We start from the raw sequence: 21,249 nt of genomic DNA on the forward strand, positions 1-21,249 counted from the left end.
CTAGCATGCAGCCGCCTGCTCAGGAAGATCCTGGCCTGTAACAAGTGACCGGCGAGAAGCAAGTGGGCCCGACAACTTCGATACCCAAAGCTCCCAGGGAAAGCCATAGTGACTGGAACGAACACGCCAGCGCACGGGATGTTTTACCAGCATGCGTACGCCGGCGTTTTTGAACGATTCGCGATCATGCCTGCGATGGACCTTTCCATTCAGCAGGAAGTAATCGAGCATTCTCTTGAGGCGTTCCAGCTCTTCTCCATGAAGCCAAGGGAGGGCGTTTGCGCTCAGTGGCAGCTGGATCCATTCCTCGAGCGTCTGAGGTTCGCGTACGCCTAACTCGCGTAGCTGCGGCCAGATGGGAATTCCCGGATACGGTGTAAACAGGTTCGGTGAAAATTGCACATTGTCGTAGCGCTGAACAATGTCGCTCATGGTCTGGAAGGTCTCAATGCGATCGTCTTCTGTCTCGCCCGGATATCCGAGGATGAGATTGAAGTTGATATGGATGCCGGCGATATGTGCCTTGCGGGCTGTCTCGTAAATGTCATCTACACGCTGATGTCGCTTGTTCATCAGGCGAAGAACGCGTGCCGAGGTGGATTCCGTGCCAAAGCCCATTACCTTCACGCCACTCTGGCCCAGCAGGTTCACTTCGTCCTGTGTCATGCGGCAAAGAAAGTCGGTGGATGCCTGGAAAGTCCATTGGAACTTTACGCCGGAATCGAGAATGCCGCGTGCGATGGCCAGGGCCCTCTTCACATCGACGGGAAAGTTTGAGTCGAGCAGTGCAACTTCATCGATACGGTGGCGACGAACCAGGTCAACCAGTTCATCCACGACACGGCTCGCATCGTAAGCGTTGAAGCGCCGGCGATAGACGACCATGTCTGTGCAGTAATTGCATGCGTATGGGCAGCCTACGCTCGTGGCGTATGCCAGCTTGCGGTGTCCATTGAGCGGCTCGTATGCGTCAAAGTCTGCGAGTTCATATGCAGGTGGAGCGAAGCTGCCGATTGGCGCTACAGTGCGGTCGGGATTCGCCTGTACCTCGTTGCCCTGCTTCCAATGGATGCCCGCGATCGATGCGACGGAGTGGTCCGCAGAGAAGGCCTGCGCCAGTTCCAGCATCGTAATTTCACCCTGTCCACGCACCACGATGTCGACATAAGGTTCGCGGACGGTTTGAACCGGTTCGAGGGAAGGATGCCATCCACCGAAGATGACCGGAAGCTCAGGCCGGTTCGACCGGACGGCCTTCGCGGCAGCAATCGCGCCACGGATCATGGGACCTGTCAGGACGGAGATGCCGAGGCACAACGCCTCAGAACTCTCACGCACCACGCGGGCGAGAAAATCCGTGTGGATGCTGGCATCAATCAGCACGACCCTGAAGCCGGCATCACGGAGAACCCCAGCCAGTGCCAGTAGTGAAAGTGGAGCGCCGAGGGGCGGACCATCGTACGGCGGATAAAACAGCACGACTTTGTCGCGGCCCGGCAATGGCCGTCCAACCGGAGCGCCGGATGCGCTGCGAATCGCCCCAACCGGCAGCACATTCAGCATGCAGCAGCCTCTTCCGGTGTTCTCGCCAGGCGCTTTGCATCGACCGCCGGCTTGCTCTTCGGAATCCTCTTTTTCAACTTGTTGTTCAACCAGATGTCGACAGGGAATTGGTAGATGTCGTGATCGAGCCGCCAACGCGCGGGCAGAGATATTGCCTTCTGTGCGAGCCGAATGATCGGAGTACGCGTGTCGGCCGCAATCGGAATACGATCGAAAGCAAGCCGCAGATATTCGCGTGTGTTCTGAAGGCGTTGATGGCTCTTTCCCTTGAGCCACGGAAGTTCGGTGTAACGTGGGAAGAAGTCGGCCCACTCTTCGAGGGTCTGTGGCGGCTCGATGCCGATCTCGGCGGTGTGTGCGAATATGGGTGAGCCGGGATATGGGGTGAAGATATTCGTCCAGAACTCCGCGCCGGGAAAACGGCGGCAGACGTCGAGCATGAACGTGATGGTTTCCCGCCGCTCCTTCGGGCCTTCACCGGGAAACGCGAAGATGATGTTGAAGGATGGGCGAATGCCTGCTTCAAGGCAACGAGCGGCGCTTTCGTAAATCGACTCGAAGTCCTGAAAGTCCTTGTTCATCGCCTTCAGGATGGTTGGCGAACCGGAATCGACTCCCTGGCAAACCTGTCGAAGCCCGGCACGCCGCAAGAGCTTCATGTCTTCCAGCGATAAGCGCGAGACGAGGTTGGTCGTCGCCTGGATACTCCAGGTATAGTGCGAGTTTTCGCGCACGAGGCCTTCGGCGATACCCCTGGCGCGGTCGAGATCGACTAGGAAATTGTCATCGACAACCCAGATCATCTCAAGTGCGTAACGCCTGCTGAGGTCAACGGTCTCGGCCACGAATTGTTCAGGGGGAAGGGCATTCCATTTTCTGCCGTAGACGCCGCCATTCGTGCAATAGGCGCAGTTGAACGGGCAGGCCAGGCTGGAGGTGTACATGGCCCAACGTCGCCCGCACGAACGCTCGTAAGCGTCGAAATCTGCAAGGTGGTAGGCCTTTGGAGGCATCTCCACGATGGGCCGAAGCGCGCGCTCGGGAGAGAAGACGATGCGTCCGTCGCGTTTGAAGCCAAGTCCCGCAATGAGGTCGGGCGCGGCGCCATTCGACAGATGCTGTACCAGCTGCAGCATCGTTTCCTCACCCTGCCCACGAACGACGTAGTCTACATATGGCGCTTCGAGAGTCTGTTGCGGCAACAACGATGGATGCCATCCGCCGAGAATGACAGGGAAGTCCGGCTTCCAGGCCTTCACCGCTTTTGCGATGGCAACGGTTTCGCGAATCATCGGCCCTGTCACCAGCGATACGGCAAGACAGAGGGCGTCCTTCACCTCTTCCAGCACGCGCTTCTGAAAGTCAGGGGTGATGGTGGAGTCGATTAGGCAGATGGAATAGCCGGCGCGCTCCAGGGGAGTAGAAACGGCAAGAATCCCCAGCGGCGCAGTCGCTTCCGTACTCGCGAACGATGGGAAAAAGAAGACGATTTTTCGTGAGCTTCGCAGAACAGGCACCTCGATTGCATCGTTCAATGCGAAGATAATCAGCGCCAGGGGCAGAGATGTCACCCCAATGTCAGCGTTTTGTAACTGTTTCCTGGGTGGGAAAGCGCCTGTGAGAAGGAGTTTTACAGCGATGACATTTCTGTGACGCGGCGGTGACGATTCTTCTGGCTGGAAGACATAATCTCGTTCCATGCCTTCGCTGCCGATCTCTCGCATTGTGTGCTGGTTTGAGCGTGCAGCCATCTTATTGGCTGGGCTATTCCTGCTGTCGCATACGATGCCAAAGGCATGGCGAAACCTGGATACGGACTTCCCGAACTATTATCTGGCGGCGCGAATGGTGCATGAGGGGTATGACACATCGCGCATGTACGAATGGGCCTGGATACAGAGAGAGAAGGACCATCGTGCGATCGATATTCGCGTGATCGGAATGCTCCCTATCACTCCGTTTTCGACGTTGGCAATGTACCCTTTGGCCCGGATGGAGCCGCTGAAGGCAAAGCGTATCTTCATCCTTCTAAATCTTGCGTTTCTCGTTCCCCTTGCATGGATGCTGAGGTCGATGACTTCTCTCAGCTACCAGAAGATTTCGTTGATTATTCTCCTGAGCTTCCCGCTGCACCGCAATCTTCTGTACGGGCAGTTCTACATTCTGCTTTTGTTGCTTATCGTTGCCGGATGCTTCAGCTATCTCCGCGGCCATTCAGCAGTTGCGGGTTCGCTCATCGCGGTTGCCGCTTTGTGTAAAGTGTTTCCTGCGCTGCTGTTCGTGTTTTTTCTTCAGCGGAGAGACTGGCGTGCTCTTCTCTCCGGTGCAGTCACAGCGGTCGTGGCCTGCGCGGTCTCCATCGCGGCCTTTGGCTGGAGCGTTCATCGAACCTGGCTTCAGGAGATTTTTCCATGGGTAGCGCGCGGAGAAGGATTAGGCACTTACGCTACGAGCGATTCCATCTCCGGATTGCTTCATCGGCTCTTCCTCCCCGAGCCGCAGTGGAATCCCCATCCCTGGCATAACTCGCCACTTGCCTATGCCGTGCTGATGGCAACTGCACAGATGCTGGTGCTGGCGCCAGCGATTCTGCTGCTGCGGAGAGATAACTCAGATCAGAAGCGGACTCTTCTGATCTGGTCTGCGCTGTTGACCGCGGCCTTAGCCGTTTCGACGATTCCGGCGTCTTACAACTTCGTTCTGATGATCTTTCCAGCGTGTGTAGCGGTCGCGGTGCTGCAGGAGAAAGGTAGGACCTGCCTCGCCGCGCTGTTGCTGCTCGTCTATGCGCTGATCGGTCTGCCGATACCAGCTACGCACGCGGCGCTGCATGCTTCGCGTTTGCCATTGATGCTTATCGTGCTTCTGACCCTGTGCACGCTCTTGCGCCTGGAGGCAGAGCGTTCGAAGCCGGATTGGATGAACTACGCCTGGGGCGCATGCATGATCCTTGGCATCGCTTTTGCGATACCGATGACCTTGCGTCAACAAGTTGGAGAGAGGAAGGAGTTTCCGTATCGCGTTCCGACGCAGGCATCAGGCTTTCTCTACGCTAATCCTGCCGCAACAGAGGATGGAATTGAATTCTCTCTATTCACCACGCAGGGTTACAAGCTGATCTCCGATCGCGAAACAATCCCTACACCCGAGGACAACGCTGCCTTCGACGATTTGTCCTTTACTTCGTTCCCTGGGCATACAATCGTCGAGCGTGCAGGAGGCAAAGGATCGAACCTGATCGATCCCCTGAGTCCCGGACAGGTTGTTGTAGCAAACGCGGAGGCTCCTGCAGTCTCAACCGATGGGAAGAACCTCGCCTTTCTTCGCTCTGAACATGGGCGTGGAGAACTGGTTTATCGGCGCTTGTTCCGGGGCAGTAACGACGAGGTTGTGTTAACGCCACCCAACCTGAATGTCTATGAGTTCTCATTCCTATCCATAGACAACTACGCATTTTCAGCCAGCGAGGGAGATGGTCCACCGCGAATCTATCTGTCGCAGGGCTCGCTTCGGAATCAAGCAATAGTTTTCAATGCTTCCAGGTATCCTGCGTTATCGCCCGATGCACGATTCCTCGCCTATAGCCGATTCGAACATGGATCATGGAACTTATGGGTGCGGGACCAGCGTACGGGGCAGAGCCGCCGCATCGCCGACGTGCCATGCAATCAGATAGAGCCCTCGTGGGAGAAAGATTCGAAGACCATCCTCTACGGAACCGATTGTGGAAGAAGCATATGGTTCACCGCAGTTGCGCGACGCAGAGTTGTACCCTGAAGATCTCTGCCGGACCTACCGCGCTTTATTCGTATCGTAGTGCCTCAAGCGGATCGACTTTGCCCGCCCGGCGTGCTGGAACCCAACACGCCAGCAATCCCACGCCCACGAACAGCGCTCCTACAATGATCAGCGTCGCGGGGTCGTCAGGATGTACGTCGTAAAGAAATGATTTCAGCACCCGCGACAAAGCTGTTGCCAGCACGACACCAAGCAGAACGCCTCCAACTATCACTCGAAATCCTTCGCCGAAGATCAGCCTTCGAATGTGTCCTTGTTGCGCACCGACCGCACTGCGAATCGCCAGTTCCCGGCGACGCGAGGCTACTGAGAGAGAAAGCACGCCGTAGATTCCTATGAGCGTTAGCAGGCTTCCAACCACTGAGAAGCCGATCAGCAGGCGCATTGCGAAGGTTCGTGACGCCAGCGATTCATCACGAATCTGTTCCAGCGTCTTCACGTTTTCGATTGCGGCAGCAGGATCCACGGAACGCATCGCTCTCTCCACGGCAATCAGTACCGACCGCGGATTGGCAGTGGTACGTACAACAAGATGTTTTGAGAATGCTCTTGCCTGCCAGAGCGAAAGGTAAATCTCCGGCGAGGCCTGTTGCGTCAGGTCGTCTGTCCGTCCATCTGCAATAACTCCGACGATCTGCATGCCGGGCTTATCCCGTCCGTCGAGCCAGAACTTTCTCCCGATGACGTCGCCGTGAGGAAAGAAGCGGTTTGCAAATGCCTGGTTTACGATCGCTACCTTGGGAGCGTTGTCGTCATCGGAGGGACGGAATCCGCGTCCGCCGGTTAGCGTTACGCCCATCAGATTGAAATAGTCTGGCGTCACCGCACGTAACGGCACTGCTGTCTTATCGCTCTCCTTTTTCGCGGGGGGCTGACCTTCGATTTCCATGGTCGCTGGCCAGTTGTTCCCCGTCAGCGGAACGCCCCAGGCAAAGGCCGCATATTGCACGCCGGGAACGGCTGCAACACGTTCCAGCGCCTGTCGATGGAAGCTGGTCCAGCTTGCCGGATCCTGCGTCTCCGTAACACTCATCGTCAGAATCTGCCCAGTCCGGTATCCCGAAGGAACCTCCGCGATCTTCAGCATGGTGCGGATCAGAAGTCCCGTGCCAACCAGCAACGCCAGCGTGAGCGAAGTCTGAAGCATGGCAACTGCCCGCAATAGCCGTCGCTCTCCAACGCCTGCTGTCCCTTTCGGTCCAGCGTTCTTCAGTACTTCCATCGGGTCCAACCTGAGCACGCGCATTGCCGGAAGAATTCCTGCGAAGAAGGCCGCGAGCACCGCTGCTCCCAGGCCCCATCCCAGTACCGCCCAGCCAGCCGTGACTGCATCGAGTCTCGGAATAGCGTGGCCAGCGATTACTTTGAACAATTTCACCGCGCCGAAAGCAAGCCCAACACCGAGAGCGCCACCGAAGATAGCCAGCAGCAAGCTCTCCACCAGCACCTGTCTCAGAAGAGCAAATCGTCCCATACCCATCGCGATGCGCACTGCGTACTCCTGTTGTCTTTGCAGTCCTCGCACAAGCAATAGCGCCGCCACATTGCCGCAGGCGATCAATAACACCAGCGTTGCTGCACCGAGCAGGGGAAGAAGCAGTCGCTTCCCATCCCGATTCATCTCATTTGTCAGTGATTCCAGTTGCGGCGCGAATCCCTCAAAGGTTTTTTCCATTAGCGCTTCGCGTGCCGTCAGTACAGCGAGCTCCTGTTGTCCTCGCTGCGGATTGACTCCATCCCGCAGCCGCGCTACGACATTCCAATACGGATCCTTAAGATACTTCGGGTCAGGCTCCGAAGGGACCCAGAAGTCGACCGTCGCATTGACATCGTAGTTCGGCTCCTTTGCTGCTCCCGGTGAGGGCAGGAAGCGCACACCCGGCTCCATGATTCCGATGACGGTCGGGGGGGCAGTCCAGCGGCTGATGCGCACGGTTTTGCCCACAATATTCGGATCACCGTTGAAGGCCCGCTGCCAGAATTCGTGGCCCAGCACGATCGCCTTCACAGGGCCTTGCCCGAAGTCGGAGTCATTAAAGCCGCGTCCAACAGCAGTCTTCAGACCCAGGAGCCCGAAGTAGTCCTTGCTGATCTCCATTCCTTGCATGGACTGGCTGCCGTCATTGCGAATGAGAAAATTGAAGGTCCATCCGTATCCAGCAACACCGTCGAACGAAGTCGCATTCTTCTTCCAGTCCAACCATTGCTGCGCGGCCCATCCGCGCGAGCTGTCCATCTTTTGTCCATCGTCGCGTCCGGCGTTTACCAGCACCAACTGTTCCGGCTTCTGGTATGGCGGCGGTGTGAGCAGCACGCCCTGGATGAGGCTGAACACCGCGGAGGTTGCTCCGATGCCCAACGCCAGCGTCAGAGCCGCGAGCAATGTGAAGCCGGGGGATTTTCTCAACATGCGCAGAGCGAATATGAGATTTTGCAGGATGGTTTCCATGTCGGGTAGTCCTTTCTCGGCGTGGTAGCTCTCACACAGCGCCTCGACAGATCCGAACTTGATTACAGCTGTTCGCCGGGCCCGTTCCGGCGTCATCCCCTGGCGTATGTTTGCTTCCGTTTCGAGGGCCAGGTGCTGTTCGATTTCTTCGCGCAGCCGCCGTTCTCCGCTTCGTCGAGCCAGAAAATTCCACCCACGCAGCGACAACCGCCGAAACACTCTCATGGAAGTCTTTCTGCCTTCGGCGAGAGAGATCGCACCCGGCCCATGGTTTCAACCTCTGGGTAACCAACAGAAGAGTGCCACATCTTCCTTTTGGAATGCAACAGGAATTCGCCGCATAGGCGGCAAACAGGAAAGTTTACCGGCTGGCATGACTGAGTTTGTATTCGTATACCGAGCAAATATTTTTGGGGGCCAAAGCTGACGATCCACGGGTGTTGTGCGGTACTGCTTCGGGTTTCGAATTTGTCTTATCGACGACAATTTTGCTGTTGACATTGTCGATTGACGGTCTCTACTCTTCGCGTCCAGTAAACAGCTCTCAAGTTTGCATCACGCTGTTTGGCGGTATCGCGGTCGAAGTGCCCGACGGTGTTGTTTCAACACAACGCTGCTCTGTTCCTGCGGAGCGAGCGATATTCTTCATGCTTTTCTCGGGCCGCATTCTGCTGCGAAGGATGAGGACTGGCGGTAGTTCACCGGGACCCTGTTTCTGGGCCGAGTTTCCTGGAGCGAAACAAAGGACGATGTTAGGAGGTTCTATGCAACGCAGTTTTTCAGTGTTGCTTGGCCTGGTCGTGATCGCAATCCTTGCCTTGCCGGCGCGTGCTCAAGACAACGCAACAATCACCGGAACGGTGCTTGATACCTCGGGAGCCGTGGTCACGAATGCGAGTATCGTGCTGTCGAATGTCTCGACAGGCCAGACGCGCGAGACGGTATCGAACTCTGTCGGTATTTACGTCTTTGCCAATGTTGGTGTGGGCCGCTACAACTTGACTACGGTTGCACCGGGCTTTGAGAAGTTTACTGCCACAGGCATAACAGTGAACGTTGGGCAGGCGTTGAAGGAAGATGTGAACCTGCAGGTGGGCGGCGCCGGGCAGACAGTAACCGTTCAGGCAAATGCGTTGCAGGTGCAGTCAGAAACGAGTGAGCTGAGCACACTGATAAGCGGGGAGCAGGTGGCGCAGCTGGCCACGAACGGACGAAACGTGACTGCATTGGCTGCGCTCGGCATGGGTGTCTCAAACAACCTGCCTTCGTTCAGCGGCGTGAATGCGCTGACTTCCGCCAACGGCATCAGTTTCAACGGCACCCGCACCAGCCACAACATCTATATGCTGGACGGAGGGGAGTTGAACGATCGTGGCTGCGGCGGATGCTTCAGCTCTCTACCCTCCATCGACGCTCTTTCCGAGTTCCAGACGCTGGATAGCAACTACGGGCCCGATTACGGCATCGGTTCCGGCGGAACGATTCTGATGGTGATCAAGTCGGGCACCCGGAAGTTTCACGGCGGTGCGTGGTACTTCAATCGCAACGAAGACTACGATGCGAATAACTACTTCACTAACCTGGCGGGACAGAGCCGGCCTGAGTTCCGGCTGAACGAGCCCGGTTTTAACTTCGGCGGCCCGGTCTTCATTCCGCACGTGTACAACACCTCGCGTAATCGAACTTTCTTTTTCGTGAATGAGGAGTGGCGACGACTCATTCAGGGTAGTACGCCATCGACGGTGAATACGATCATGGCCGACAACTTCCCGGTGGCAGGGCAGTCGCTCGCCTACAACGTACCCTCCGGTGGAACCACGCCAGTTGTGCCTGCAACCTCAGATCCGGCAAGGCTGGCTCTTTACACTCTGGATGGCCTGACGGCCGGGAGCCCTTTCCCGAATAACGTGATCCCTGCGAACCTGATCGATCAGAACGCGGTGCTTGAGGTGAACGCGGGCACGTTTCCGAAACCCAACCTGGGAACCAGCCAATACATCTCTTCCATTCCACAGCCGACAAATGTGCGCGAAGATGTGGTGCGCATCGATCATGCCATCACCAGCAAAGTCCAGTTAATGGGCCACTTTCTGCATGACGGTGTGACGACCTCATTCTTTCCTCCACTTTGGCAGGGCGCAACCTATCCGACGGTGGGGACAGCCATGTCCAACCCGTCCTACTCGTCAGTGATCAAGGTGACAGAGACGATCTCACCGAACATGCTGAATGAGACCGGCTTCTATTACAGCGGAAACAAGATCACGCTTACGCCCGTGAATGGCCCTGGCGGCTCGTTTGTCCAGCCAAGCGGCTGGACGGCTACATCCTTTTTTCCGGCAGCGAACAACGACATGCTGCGTATGCCACAGATCAACCTGAATGGATCGCCTCTTAACGTTCAATGGAGTTCAAGCTACTTTCCATGGAAAAACGGATACGAAGGTTTTGAGCCTCGTGATGACTTCTCATGGACCAAGGGCGTTCACCAGATGAAGATGGGATTCAGCTGGCTGCACGACTACAAAAACCAGCAATTGCAAGCCAATACCCAGGGAACCGCAACCTTCAACTCGAGCACCTTCTCAGGTGACTCATACATCAACTTTCTGATGGGAGATGCCGCAAGCTTTCAGCAATTGCAATATCTTGCAGGCAAGCACTGGGTGAATAACAACTACGGCTTCTACTTCAACGACAACTGGCATGTGATTCCGCGGCTGACGCTGAATATCGGCTTCCGGTTCGATGGTATGCCGCACGCCTTTGAGCGCTACGATCAGTTTGCGAACTTTGTACCTGCGGATTACGACACCACGCTCGGCTATCCTTTGAATCCGGATGGCACATTGAACGCGAGCTACCTCACGAACGTCAACGGCGGCTCGTTTTATCTGAACGGCATACGTGAGGCAGGCGTAAATGGTTTTGCACGTGGAGCCGTCGAAAACAAGTACTACACGTGGCAACCACGCGTAGGGTTTGCTTATGACCTGCTCGGCAATGGCAGGACAGTCTGGCGCGGCGGCTTCGGAATCTTCTATGAACGAGTCCAGGGCAACGACGTCTACAACGCGGCGCTCAACCCACCCTTCGCTTATCAGCCGCAGGCAACGAACGTTTACTTCTCCGATCCAAACACCAGTGCGTTGACCGGCCAGACCACGTCCGCGACCTTCCCATCAACGTTGAACAACATTCAATACAGTTTCCGGCCTCCCGGCACCGCCATGTTCAGTATGGGTGTGCAACAGCAGGTGGCGCCCGCGGTAATTGCTGTCCTGCAATATGCCGGATCGATTGGCTGGGACCAGGACGATGACCGCTCGATCAACACGCTGCCGCTGGGAAACGTGGCGAACAGGCAGGGAGTTGCGAACGGTACGCTGAATGCAAACCTCTACCGCATCTATCCTGGTTTCAGCACGATTACCCAGGAAGAGAACCAGTCGAACTTCAGCTACCATTCGCTGCAGGCTGGACTGCGCATCGAAAACAAACACGGTGTGACACTGCAGCTCGCCTACACTTATTCTCATGAGATCGATGAGGTGAGCAATGATCTCAGTGGGCTTTCCAACCCCTTCAGTACTGCGTATGACCGCGGATCCGGGCTCTTCGATCGCAGGCACATCTTCAACGCGAACTATATTTACAGTCTCCCGTTCTTCACTACGAAAGGCAATTTGCTGACGCGCACGGCCCTGGGCGGATGGCAGGTGTCAGGCGTCACAGTTGTCGAGTCAGGATCTCCGCAGCCGCTCACATACACTGGCTCGGATACGCTGGGGCTGGGCGGAGGCACGACGAACCGGCCGGATCTGGTTGCTGGCGTGAGTTATCCGAAGAAGCGCCTGGAGTGGTTCTCCACCAGTTCTTTCGCCAATCCGCTGGCGCCATGGAATGGCGGACGCAATCAGGGATTTGGAAGTGCAGGGAAGGACGCGGTGGTATTGCCCGGCCTGTTCAATACCAATCTCTCGCTGTTCAAGACATTCCCACTGGCACCCAACGAAGGCGCACTTCTGGAGCTGCGTTTTGAGTCTTTCAATACCTTCAACCATACGGAGTTCAATGCGATCGATGCGAATACCGCGGACTCCAATTTCGGCCAGGTTACGGGCTCCTACGATGCGCGCACATTGCAGTTGGGGGTCAAGATCAAATTCTGATCGGGAGCATTTCACCTACTAGGGCAGGGCCGCATTCGAATTATGCCCGTTTCCTGATGCGGCGGAAGCTTTGCCCGATATTTTCGCGATGAGCGATTCGTCATCCTTCGCATGCAGCGAGCGTGTTTTTGCGAATTCGGCGGCGGCCTTCTGCTGTTGACCCAACGCCTTGTACACCCTTGCGAGACGATAGTGAGCATCGGGCTTAAGGGGGTCCATCTGCTCGGCGCGCAGAAGCGCATCCAGCGCCTGCTGGTTCTGCTGGCGATCGGCGTACACGCAACCAAGATCGAAATACGCCAGCCGCAAATTCTTGTCTAAGCTCAGGGCGGTATCAAGATATTGTTCTGCAGCCGTATCGTCGTTGCTGTGTAGCGCGATGTCGCCAAGATAGGCAACGGCCAGCGCGGACCTCGGATTGTTACGGAGCTCGGCCTTGAATTCCGGAACAGCTCGTTCGTAATCGTGGCTGGTGTAATAGAGGTAACCGAGTTCGAAGTGAAGCAATGGTTCGCCTGGTGAAGTTCGTTCGGCCGTTTCCAGTTCAGCGATCGCCGCGGCTTTCTGATCCATCGAATCGTAAGCCTCGGCAAGCATCATGTGAGCCTGCACGGCGTCCGGATCGATAAGGAGAATTTTCTTGAATTCCGCTAGCGCGCAGTCGTACTGCTTGCTCCAGAGACAGCTCTTGGCGAGCACGCCCCGTAATTCCAGATTGCCGCCGTCTGACTCGACCGCTTTGCGAAGAAAGGGAATGGCATTCGCATAGCGATGCGAGCCAAAGTACGACATGCCCATAAGCACAGGGATACGATTATCACGCTGCCCCAGCGGACCGAGAGAACGAAAGGCGATGATCGCCTTTTCGAATTGACCCAGTTTAAACTCGGCCAGGCCGAGGTCCAGCGCCACCACCGGCTGATGTGGATCGAGAACAAGTGATCGTCGATATTCCACGATGGCTCCGGGAAGATTTTCTTCACGGGCCAGTGTTAACCCCAGGCTCGCATGCGCCGATGCGTTACGAGGCTCCAGCGCGATAAGCCGCCGCCAAAGAGGTTCTGCCTCCGCGAAGCGGCCGGACCCCATAAAGGCTGTGGCATCTTGTGCAAGATCCTTATCCTTGCCGCCGGGCTGTTGGGCCCGCGCGGGAAGCATCACCCAACTGAAAGCGAGCGTGCAGGACAGTAGGTAAGGCACGCATAAATCTGCAGCGCGTGTAGAGCGCATGGTCGAGGAACGATGCCAGGGCAGCGTTTTCATCGTGCAGAGTTTACTGCCTGACGATCCCTGTGTCGCGCTGAAAGTCGGATTCCTAATCAGCACATCCCGCTGCGTGGGAACTGTAATGACTGATGCGCAATGACGACACCGGGGCGAACAGATCAATGCCCATTGTGAGCAGGACGTGTCGGGTTATCCGATCGGTTATCGGCGAAAGCTTAACACCATTACGGTCTGATTTTTACTTTATGGAGAGCGGCACGACGTGTGATCGCGTCGCGTCGGTGACTATCCTGTTACCCGCGCGGATCCATTGAGAGTTACCTGCAGGTGTAATGGCCCGTTACCTCGTTAACTACCTGTCAAACCTGGGCGAATATATAAAAACTTCACCGAAAAAAATGTTGCAAATTGGAATCGGCGACCTTAAGTTATCAGCACATGTCCTTCTTCGATTTTTAGGTGTCGTATCCCTACCCCGCTTGTTGGCGACAAACGAACAATCGTTTTTCCCTCCCCAACAGCGTCACGACTTATAGCACTGCATAAGTAAAGCAAGGAAGCAATAAAACTCAAATAAGTTAGCCGGCCTGCTAAGTCGGCAGGCCGAAGGCCTGCGATCCCCCCGCTGAAGTCCCTGGATAACTACCGCAACACACCGGGCAGAGAGGATCATGCAATCAGGAGCGAAGCGACAGAACTCTATCTCCACCGTATCGCGCTGCATTCCGCAGGCGGTCGAGAGAATCGACGAACATCGGCGAAACTGGCACGCGGTGTTTACGGTTCCCAACAACGAGAGGGCGGTCGCTGGGCGATTGATTGACTCTGCTATAGAGACGTTCCTGCCCACCTTTGAAACTGTAAGAGTATGGAAAAACCGCCAGCGGGTCACTGTCACACTACCGCTTTTTCCTTCATATCTGTTTGTGCGGATCGCGAAGACAGAGCGCTATAAGGTATTGGGCGACCCTGGAGTGATACGACTCGTTGGGCGCCCTGGGGAATACGCATCGATACCCGACGATGAGATAAGCCTGCTTCAGTCGACGGCTCGCAGAGACATGGAGCCGGTTCACGACTTCATCGTGGGAGAGCGCGTGCGGGTGAGGAACGGTTCGATGAAGGGAGTAGAAGGAATACTCTCGAGGGCAAACAACCGGTGCCGGTTCATTCTCACGATATGGCAGCTGAACCTCCACGTGGCTATTGAGGTCAATGTCAACGACATCGAACGCATCACGCACGAGGACGCGGTACGCGAATCCTGATGAAGAGTGGATCTGACCGAGTGTCCGCGCATGACTTACTCAAGGGAAGGACAATATGAGCGCCAACCGCCTTTTGCCGGGTGAATCATCTCTGCCCGAGACCACCACAGATCTGACTTTGACTGATCTCCTGATGGTTTACCGTCGCAGGAGCCATATCATATACGGAACGACGTTGTTGATCGTGGCGCTGATGGCCGCCTATTGCATACTCTGCACCCGGCGCTATGAGGCGACGGGATCGATACAAATCCAGAGAGACAATCCTGGATCGGTTGAGCTGGGCGGTATCGGCCGCAGCAACGCCAACGATCTATCGGATTCACTTTCGATCAATCTTGAAGTGCAGACACAGGCGGAGATCCTGCAGTCATCCAGCCTCGCCCTGCAGACTATTAAAGATCTGCACCTCGATTCCTCTTCCGACTTTCGCCCGCACTGGAACCCTATCGGGTGGGTGATGGGACTCATGTCGCCACGCGGGGAAGCAGATCCGACTGGCGGCGACCTCGAAAGTTCTCCTTCGCGCAGGGCGCACGATCTTGCGGTTTTTAAGAAGAACCTGAAGATCAAGCCGGTTGCCGGCACTCGTATCATCAGCGTTTCTTATCTGAGCAGTGACCGCGCACTGTCTGCAAAAGTAGTGAACACGTTGATTCAATCGCTGCTGGACTACAACTTCCACAATCAGTACACGGCAACCAATACGACATCGAAGTGGCTCAGCGAGCAGCTGGCGACCCTGCGTAAGCAGAGTGAGGATCTGCAATCCAGAGTTGTAAATCTGCAACGCGAATCCGGTGTGTACAGCATGGGCTCAGTGGATTCGCAGGGCAGGGAGCAGGCGTACTCGGCGGTTATCGATGAGTTACAGCAGGCCACTACCGCCCTGGCCTCTGCCGAGCAAAATCGGATTCTCAAGGAAGCCGTCGCCAAGGCAGCTGAAGCGGGCAATGGAGAAATGCTCTCCAGCCTTGCCGGAAACTCGATTGGTCCTGGCGCCAATGTCAACAGCTCCCTGACCGTGATTCAGAATCTTCGTCAGCAGGAAGCGTCTGAGCAGGCTGCTCTAGGCGAGGCCAGGGCAAAATACGGACCCGCTTATCCAAAGATCGCCGAGTTGGAAGGCAACATCAGCGGACTGCAGCACGCAATCGATCAGGAATCGAATCGTCTGAAGCAGAGAGCGCAGAACGACTTCATCATCGCGCGCCAGACGGAACAAAAAACGAGAGACGATTACGATCATGCCAAGCAGCGTGCGGACGTGCTCAACAGCAAGGCCATAGAGTTCGCAATCGTTCGCCAGGAAGCCGAGCAGAGCCGCTCGTTGTATGAAGATCTCTTGAGAAGAGTGAACGAAGCGGGCGTGCTGGCAGGCCTGCAGTCCTCGAACATCAGCGTTGTGGATCCGGGCAGGACTCCTGCCAGACCTGCAAAGCCTAGTGTTCCTCTTTACATGGCGGGTTCCCTGGTAGGTGGATGGCTTATCGGCCTCTTCGCAGCCTTGTTAACCGACACCCTCGACCGCAAGATCAACACCGTGACCGACCTCGAGCGCATTCATGGCGGCGTGCTCCTTGGCGCGCTTCCGTTCGATAAGAAACTGTCACGCGGACGTACTTTGCATCTTCCACTCGAAGACGATTTACAGCCCTCCCCCGCTTATATAGAAGTCATCAATTCAGTTCGTACTCATCTGTTCCTTTCTGGCGACGAGAGACCCCAGGTCGTACTCGTTACGAGTGCCATCGCCGGTGAAGGGAAGTCGACATGCGCGATGACCCTCGCTGCAATCTCCGCCCGAAGCGGGAAGAGAACACTGATTGTGGACGCCGACCTTCGGCGTGGAACAGTCGGAAGCCGCGGAAACATTCCGTCAAGTCCGGGATTGAGCGAACTGCTGCAGGGGGAGATCGGTGCCCCTCCGATTTATCACATTCAACATGCAGGTCCGCTCTATGCCGTTCCGGCGGGCAAGCCTCCAGTAAATCCCGCCGATCTTCTCGCTTCATCGACTATGCTCGGGTGGCTTGACATCTGGCGTCGCGAATACGACTGCGTCATTATCGACAGCGTGCCGGTACTGCCTGTCGCAGACGCCATCGTTTTGAATACACTCAGCGATTTCACAATTCTGCTTGCACGCCGTTACATGAGCGAAGTCGCACAGATCGAACGCAGCTACAGCATCCTGCAGCGTGGCGGTCAAAAGCATGTTGGGATCGTGATGAATGGTCTTGATCCCAAGGACAGCGTCTATTACGGCCACGCCGAGTATGGATCGGTTCACAGCGTTCTCGCAAAAGGAGCCTAGAAGTATGCGCCTCAGACTATATGTCTTCGCCATCCTCATCGGGAGCCTGAGTTTCTGTTTAAGGGCCCAGCAACCAGTTCAGGAAACAAAAGAGAGCCTGCTCATAGGCCCCGGAGATGTGCTGCACATCCAGGTGTTCGACAACCCTAACCTTGAGCAGCATGTGCGGGTGACCGACGCCGGAGATATCACGCTGATCATGGGAGGTAAGGTGCATGTAGCGCAGTGCACTCCCGCCCAGGCTGCGAACGTTATCGAGTCAGCGCTCGTCTCTGGACGCTTCTTCCTGCACCCCAAGGCCGATGTGGTGGTCGAGTCTTATGAGACGCAAAGTGTCACCGTGATCGGTGAAGTGCAGGATCCGAGCTACTACCGCATCAACACGCCAACCTCAATCATTGAGATTCTTGCAATGGCTGGAGGTCTCACCACAGCCGCAGATCGCAAGATCACCATCGAACGCCGCACGACACACGACCAGGTCCCGTATTTTCTATCGAATGATCCGAGTGTCGCGGCTAAGACCGCAGTGCTGGTCTACCCGGGCGATCTTGTCATCGTGCCGAAGGCCGGCATCGTTTACATCCTCGGCGACGTAAACAGGCCAGGCGGATATACGATCAGCGACAACGAAGCGAAGCTTACGGTTCTTGAACTGGTTGCACGCGCCGGAGGCACGACGCACTCTGCCGTACCTTCACACGCCAAGCTCATACACAAGACGGACAGCGGATACGTAACCACTCCTCTGCAGTTGAGCGACATTCAGAAGGGTAAAAGCCCGGACTTTGCGCTGGCTACAAACGACGTCATCTACGTTCCATACAGCTATCTCAAGAATGCTGCCAACCAGGGATCGAGTATCGCTTCGTCTGTGGCAGGCGCGTCTATCTATCGCTACTAAACAAGCAGAGTGCTTGGCACTGCTCGAGGCATGAGATGTCCAACTCATTGACAGTGAGTGTAGTGATTCCAACGCGCAATCGGCCCAGGCTGGTTGTTCGTGCAGTATCCAGCGCGCTGAATCAGACTTATCCCTGGCTCAATATCGTGGTGGTTGTGGATGGTCCCGACGAGGGCACAGTTGCTGCTCTTCACGCACTCGGGGAAGAGAGAGTCAAGGTCGTAGCGCTCAAAGAGAATGTCGGTGGGAGCCAGGCCAGGAACGTCGGTGTCGAAGAGGCTACGGGTGACTGGATCGCGTTTCTTGATGACGATGACGAATGGTTGCCGCAAAAAATAGCTCGCCAGATGGATGTGGTGGCAACGCTCAAAGACAAGCGCGCAATCGTTGCCTGCCAATTCGTAGAGAGATCTGGCGAGACAGCGCGCACGTATCCGCTTCGCTCTCCCGAGAAGGGTGAGACGATCGATAGTTACATGTGTCATCCGCGGGGCCTGCGCAGCGGCGGCGAATTGTTACAGACCTCAACGCTCATCGCTCCGAGGGCGCTTCTGCTGGACGTGCCGTTCCGCCGCGGATTGAAACGCGGCCAGGAGTTTATCTGGCTGGTAGAGGCGGGCACGCGCGGCGCGGCAACTTTGCATCTCGTTCCGGAAACCCTGTCGTTCTTCAACGCCGATGGATTTTCCGACGAGGTTCGCATCAGCAAGAAGCCGAACTGGCAAAGCTTCTATGGCGCACTACAGACGATTCGGCATCTCTTTCGGCCAGACGCCTATGCTTACTGCATCGCCACACGTGTTCTTACCGATGCGATTGCCTGTGGCGAGTCAATGAAAGTGAAGTTGTCTTTGCTCGAAGACTGTCTCCTCAGCGGCGGAGCAACACCGAAGTGCCTGGTTGTCTATCTCTATATCTGGTTCATGCCGGATGTAACACGCCGCAGGATCGGTAAGCAGCTTAGAGCACTCAAGCGCACCCTCAACCCAAGAGCACGTTTGCCGCGGGAGACATCTGTAACTCTTCCCGGATAGCCGGCATGAATTTCTGGAAAACGCGGACAGCATTCCCTCTCGCCGACGCGCCCGAAAATGGAACCACAATGTTTCGACATTAACGGCGATTAGCCCACAGAGGATACAGAGGACTTCATGAAACGGCCTGCTCTTCTCTTTGTTGATCTCAACAGGTTTTTCGGTGGTGGCCAGGTTTATCTCACCCAACTGGCCGACCTGCTCAAAGGCACGGCAGATCTCTATGCCTTCTGCATCAATCCGGAAGTTGCCGAGCTGCTAAAGAGCCGTGGCGTTAAAGCAGTCTCATACCGTTGGGCGGCAGGTGCAGGCAAGCCGGTGCATCTCCTGCTCTGCTTCTTCTACTGCATCTGGTTTCGCGTCTTCCATGGAGTGAATATCATCTGGGCGAATGGCATTCCAGACATCGTGACCATGCCTCTGGCACGGATGATGGGATGCAGGGCATTCATTACCCGCCACCTGACATTTGAGATCGAGAGTCAGCATTGGTACAAGGGGCTGAAGCGTCGATCCGCAGAATTCCTTTACCGGCTGTTTGCCAGGACTGCTCATAAGGTTGTGTGCGTTTCGCACGCCGTAGCTGTAGATGTGCGCACGATCGTTCCACCGGAGAAGATGGTTGTCATTCAGAACTGGGTTACGGAGATCCCAGAGCTCCTGCCTCGCAATGGCCGGGGAGACAAGGTGATACGCCTCCTCTACGTGGGGCGTCTGCAGAAATACAAAGGCGCGTCATCGATACTGGCGGCCATGCGCCAGTTCAGCCGCCGGGTGCCGGGAACACATCTCAGCCTCACGATCGTTGGCGAAGGAAGGCACAGAGAAGAGTTGGAGACCGAGGCCGAAGGTCTTGACGTCACCTTCACAGGATTCCAGGCTGACCCGACTCCGTACTACCGTCGCGCCGATGTTTTTCTCAATCCCTCTATCGGCCCTGAAGGTCTTCCGCTCGTTTCGCTTGAAGCCATGTCGCACGGTCTGAGCTGCATTTTCAGCGATCTGCCGGTTCACAAGGAGATTACCGGCGAAGGCAAGGCCGCGCTGCTCTTTCGCGCGGGAGATGTGGATGATCTGACAAACAAGCTGACGATTCTGCTTACCTCGCGTGAGTTGCTTGACGAGTACGGACGCACAGCACGAGCGCAGATTGAGACACAACATGCCGCACCTGTCGCACGGGAGAAGTATCTCTCCTTGTTGGCTATGACAGCTTGAAATGAGGATGTTCGATGTACACAGCCGCCTCGTAATGATGCGAGATGATGAGGCGGTTTCGGGACCCCGGGTACCAGGCAAACAAGGATTGTGACCGCCAAGATGGAAAAACAGCAGGATGGCCGAATCAAGCGACTCGACGGCATACGTGGGTTGGCGATCGTGCTCGTATTTCTGATTCACGCCAGGATCAGCCGATTTGGCTGGGTCGGTGTGCCGATGTTCTTCGCTTTGTCCGGCTACCTCATTACAGGGATTCTGAGACGCGCGCGCGAGGACCGATCTTTCTGGGCGCCCTTTTACATCAAGCGCGCGACCCGTATCTTGCCGCCTCTACTTATCCTGTTTCTCATCGCCGCTCTCTTCTGTGATGTGGCCTGGCGGCAGGTGGGGTTGTATCTGGCTTTTTTTGCAGCCAATATTGCTGAGACCATCCATCGCGGGAAGACAGGCCCTCTTTCCGTACTGTGGTCGCTCGCTGTGGAAGAACAGTTTTACCTGCTCTGGCCATTTGCGATTCGCTACCTCTCACGCCGTGCGCTAATGATTTTTTTGACGGCTGCACTGCTACTCGAACCCTGCTTGCGCGGTTTCTTTACACCATATTTTTCGACGATGTTTCCGATCTTCTACCTGACGCCCTTTCAACTTGATGGACTGGCTGCAGGCAGTCTTCTCGCTTTATTGCTTGAGAACTCCGCTACGAAGGTTGCGCTCAAGTACTGGTCAGGACGGAGCCTCGCGATCAGCCTATTGGCGCTGGTGATGCTCTCTTTCTATCCCGCTTTTGACCGGGATCAGAACAGCGTCATCTTCAACTCTTTTGGTTACACGATTGTCTACCTGGCTTCAGCAAGCCTGGTCGGATTTGTATTACTCAATCCTGAGAGCCGCCTCAGCAGTGTATTCGGCTCACGCCCTGCGGTATTCCTCGGGGCTATCAGTTATGGATTCTATCTTTTTCATCTGGCCGGCATTACCTTCACAGACCAGATTGCACATGCTATCCAATACCGGCATCTTCGCACTCTGTCCCCCCTGACATTCGCGGCAGTAACGATCTTCAGCTGGCTGTCTTTCCGTTTTTACGAGCAGCCCATCATCGCCTGGGGAAAGAATTTGGCTCTCCGGTCGAATCGCTCAGGATCTTCCTTTCGCCAGTCAGCGTCCGTGTCTTCCTCGGGGATCTCGTTATCCGCGAGTGGGCACGAAACAGAGATCAAATCGGCCGGTACCCTGCCTGAACAGGCAATGCTTTGATCGCTTCACCAACAAGACACCGATCCCACTGGAGGCTGT

The 21,249-nt window shown here is 55.9% G+C and carries 12 protein-coding genes; 8 read left to right on the plus strand and 4 right to left on the minus strand.

Features of this window, described 5'->3' with window-relative positions; all coding sequences use genetic code 11:
* Together LJD29_RS16600 and LJD29_RS16605 are read right to left on the minus strand one after the other, a co-directional pair.
* Entirely contained in the window at positions 1–1,563 is a 1,563-nt protein-coding gene (locus tag LJD29_RS16600) for a B12-binding domain-containing radical SAM protein (protein ID WP_446742674.1), read from the minus strand.
* Entirely contained in the window at positions 1,557–3,134 is a 1,578-nt protein-coding gene (locus LJD29_RS16605) for a B12-binding domain-containing radical SAM protein (protein ID WP_446742675.1), read from the minus strand. The genes LJD29_RS16600 and LJD29_RS16605 overlap by 7 nt, the downstream gene beginning before the upstream one ends.
* 184 nt (positions 3,135–3,318) lie before the next feature.
* Here LJD29_RS16605 and LJD29_RS16610 point away from each other — a divergent pair, with 184 nt between their 5' ends.
* Entirely contained in the window at positions 3,319–5,340 is a 2,022-nt protein-coding gene (locus LJD29_RS16610; RefSeq protein ID WP_446742676.1) for a glycosyltransferase 87 family protein, read from the plus strand.
* A gap of 25 nt (positions 5,341–5,365) precedes the next feature.
* On the opposite strand, the gene LJD29_RS16615 is transcribed toward LJD29_RS16610, so the two are convergent.
* The gene (locus tag LJD29_RS16615; protein ID WP_446742677.1) at positions 5,366–8,035 is read right to left on the minus strand and encodes an ABC transporter permease; all 2,670 of its coding nucleotides are present in this window, start codon (positions 8,033–8,035) and stop codon (positions 5,366–5,368) included.
* A gap of 539 nt (positions 8,036–8,574) precedes the next feature.
* Between LJD29_RS16615 and LJD29_RS16620 the strand changes: the two genes are divergently transcribed.
* Positions 8,575–11,982, plus strand: coding sequence for an outer membrane beta-barrel protein (locus LJD29_RS16620; protein ID WP_446742678.1), 3,408 nt, complete (start codon positions 8,575–8,577; stop codon positions 11,980–11,982).
* An 18-nt stretch (positions 11,983–12,000) separates the two neighbouring features.
* Here the strand turns inward: LJD29_RS16620 and LJD29_RS16625 are convergent, their stop codons facing one another.
* A complete protein-coding gene (locus LJD29_RS16625) occupies positions 12,001–13,245 on the minus strand; it encodes a tetratricopeptide repeat protein (RefSeq protein ID WP_446742679.1) in 1,245 nt (414 codons plus the stop codon).
* A gap of 635 nt (positions 13,246–13,880) precedes the next feature.
* Here LJD29_RS16625 and LJD29_RS16630 point away from each other — a divergent pair.
* The 6 genes from LJD29_RS16630 (at position 13,881) to LJD29_RS16655 (ending at position 21,210) form a co-directional block, all read left to right on the plus strand.
* Complete coding sequence (locus tag LJD29_RS16630) at positions 13,881–14,477, plus strand: transcription termination/antitermination NusG family protein (protein WP_446742680.1); 597 nt, start codon at positions 13,881–13,883, stop codon at positions 14,475–14,477.
* 55 nt (positions 14,478–14,532) lie between these two features.
* Complete coding sequence (locus LJD29_RS16635; protein ID WP_446742681.1) at positions 14,533–16,794, plus strand: GumC family protein; 2,262 nt, start codon at positions 14,533–14,535, stop codon at positions 16,792–16,794.
* Positions 16,795–16,798: 4 nt separating this feature from the next.
* Positions 16,799–17,698 carry an SLBB domain-containing protein gene (locus LJD29_RS16640; RefSeq protein WP_446742682.1) on the plus strand — a complete coding sequence of 300 codons (900 nt, stop codon included), beginning with the start codon at positions 16,799–16,801 and terminating at the stop codon, positions 17,696–17,698.
* Positions 17,699–17,733: 35 nt separating this feature from the next.
* Positions 17,734–18,732: a glycosyltransferase family 2 protein gene (locus tag LJD29_RS16645; RefSeq protein ID WP_446742683.1), complete on the plus strand. Its 999-nt coding sequence runs from the start codon at positions 17,734–17,736 to the stop codon at positions 18,730–18,732.
* Between the two features lie 117 nt (positions 18,733–18,849).
* A complete protein-coding gene (locus tag LJD29_RS16650; RefSeq protein WP_446742684.1) occupies positions 18,850–19,950 on the plus strand; it encodes a glycosyltransferase family 4 protein in 1,101 nt (366 codons plus the stop codon).
* A 102-nt stretch (positions 19,951–20,052) separates the two neighbouring features.
* A complete protein-coding gene (locus tag LJD29_RS16655; protein WP_446742685.1) occupies positions 20,053–21,210 on the plus strand; it encodes an acyltransferase family protein in 1,158 nt (385 codons plus the stop codon).
* Positions 21,211–21,249: the final 39 nt, after the last annotated feature.

The organism is Silvibacterium acidisoli, from assembly GCA_022870745.1.
Taxonomy (GTDB): Bacteria; Acidobacteriota; Terriglobia; order Terriglobales; family Acidobacteriaceae; genus Silvibacterium.

What these genes read in the sequence shown, in the direction of transcription:
- LJD29_RS16600 (WP_446742674.1), bottom strand. Translation starts at nt 1,563, where the DNA reads ATGCTGAATGTGCTGCCGGTTGGGGCGATTCGCAGCGCATCCGGCGCT.
- LJD29_RS16615 (WP_446742677.1), bottom strand. Translation starts at nt 8,035, where the DNA reads ATGAGAGTGTTTCGGCGGTTGTCGCTGCGTGGGTGGAATTTTCTGGCT.
- LJD29_RS16620 (WP_446742678.1), top strand. Translation starts at nt 8,575, where the DNA reads ATGCAACGCAGTTTTTCAGTGTTGCTTGGCCTGGTCGTGATCGCAATC.
- LJD29_RS16625 (WP_446742679.1), bottom strand. Translation starts at nt 13,245, where the DNA reads ATGAAAACGCTGCCCTGGCATCGTTCCTCGACCATGCGCTCTACACGC.
- LJD29_RS16630 (WP_446742680.1), top strand. Translation starts at nt 13,881, where the DNA reads ATGCAATCAGGAGCGAAGCGACAGAACTCTATCTCCACCGTATCGCGC.
- LJD29_RS16635 (WP_446742681.1), top strand. Translation starts at nt 14,533, where the DNA reads ATGAGCGCCAACCGCCTTTTGCCGGGTGAATCATCTCTGCCCGAGACC.
- LJD29_RS16640 (WP_446742682.1), top strand. Translation starts at nt 16,799, where the DNA reads ATGCGCCTCAGACTATATGTCTTCGCCATCCTCATCGGGAGCCTGAGT.
- LJD29_RS16645 (WP_446742683.1), top strand. Translation starts at nt 17,734, where the DNA reads ATGTCCAACTCATTGACAGTGAGTGTAGTGATTCCAACGCGCAATCGG.
- LJD29_RS16650 (WP_446742684.1), top strand. Translation starts at nt 18,850, where the DNA reads ATGAAACGGCCTGCTCTTCTCTTTGTTGATCTCAACAGGTTTTTCGGT.
- LJD29_RS16655 (WP_446742685.1), top strand. Translation starts at nt 20,053, where the DNA reads ATGGAAAAACAGCAGGATGGCCGAATCAAGCGACTCGACGGCATACGT.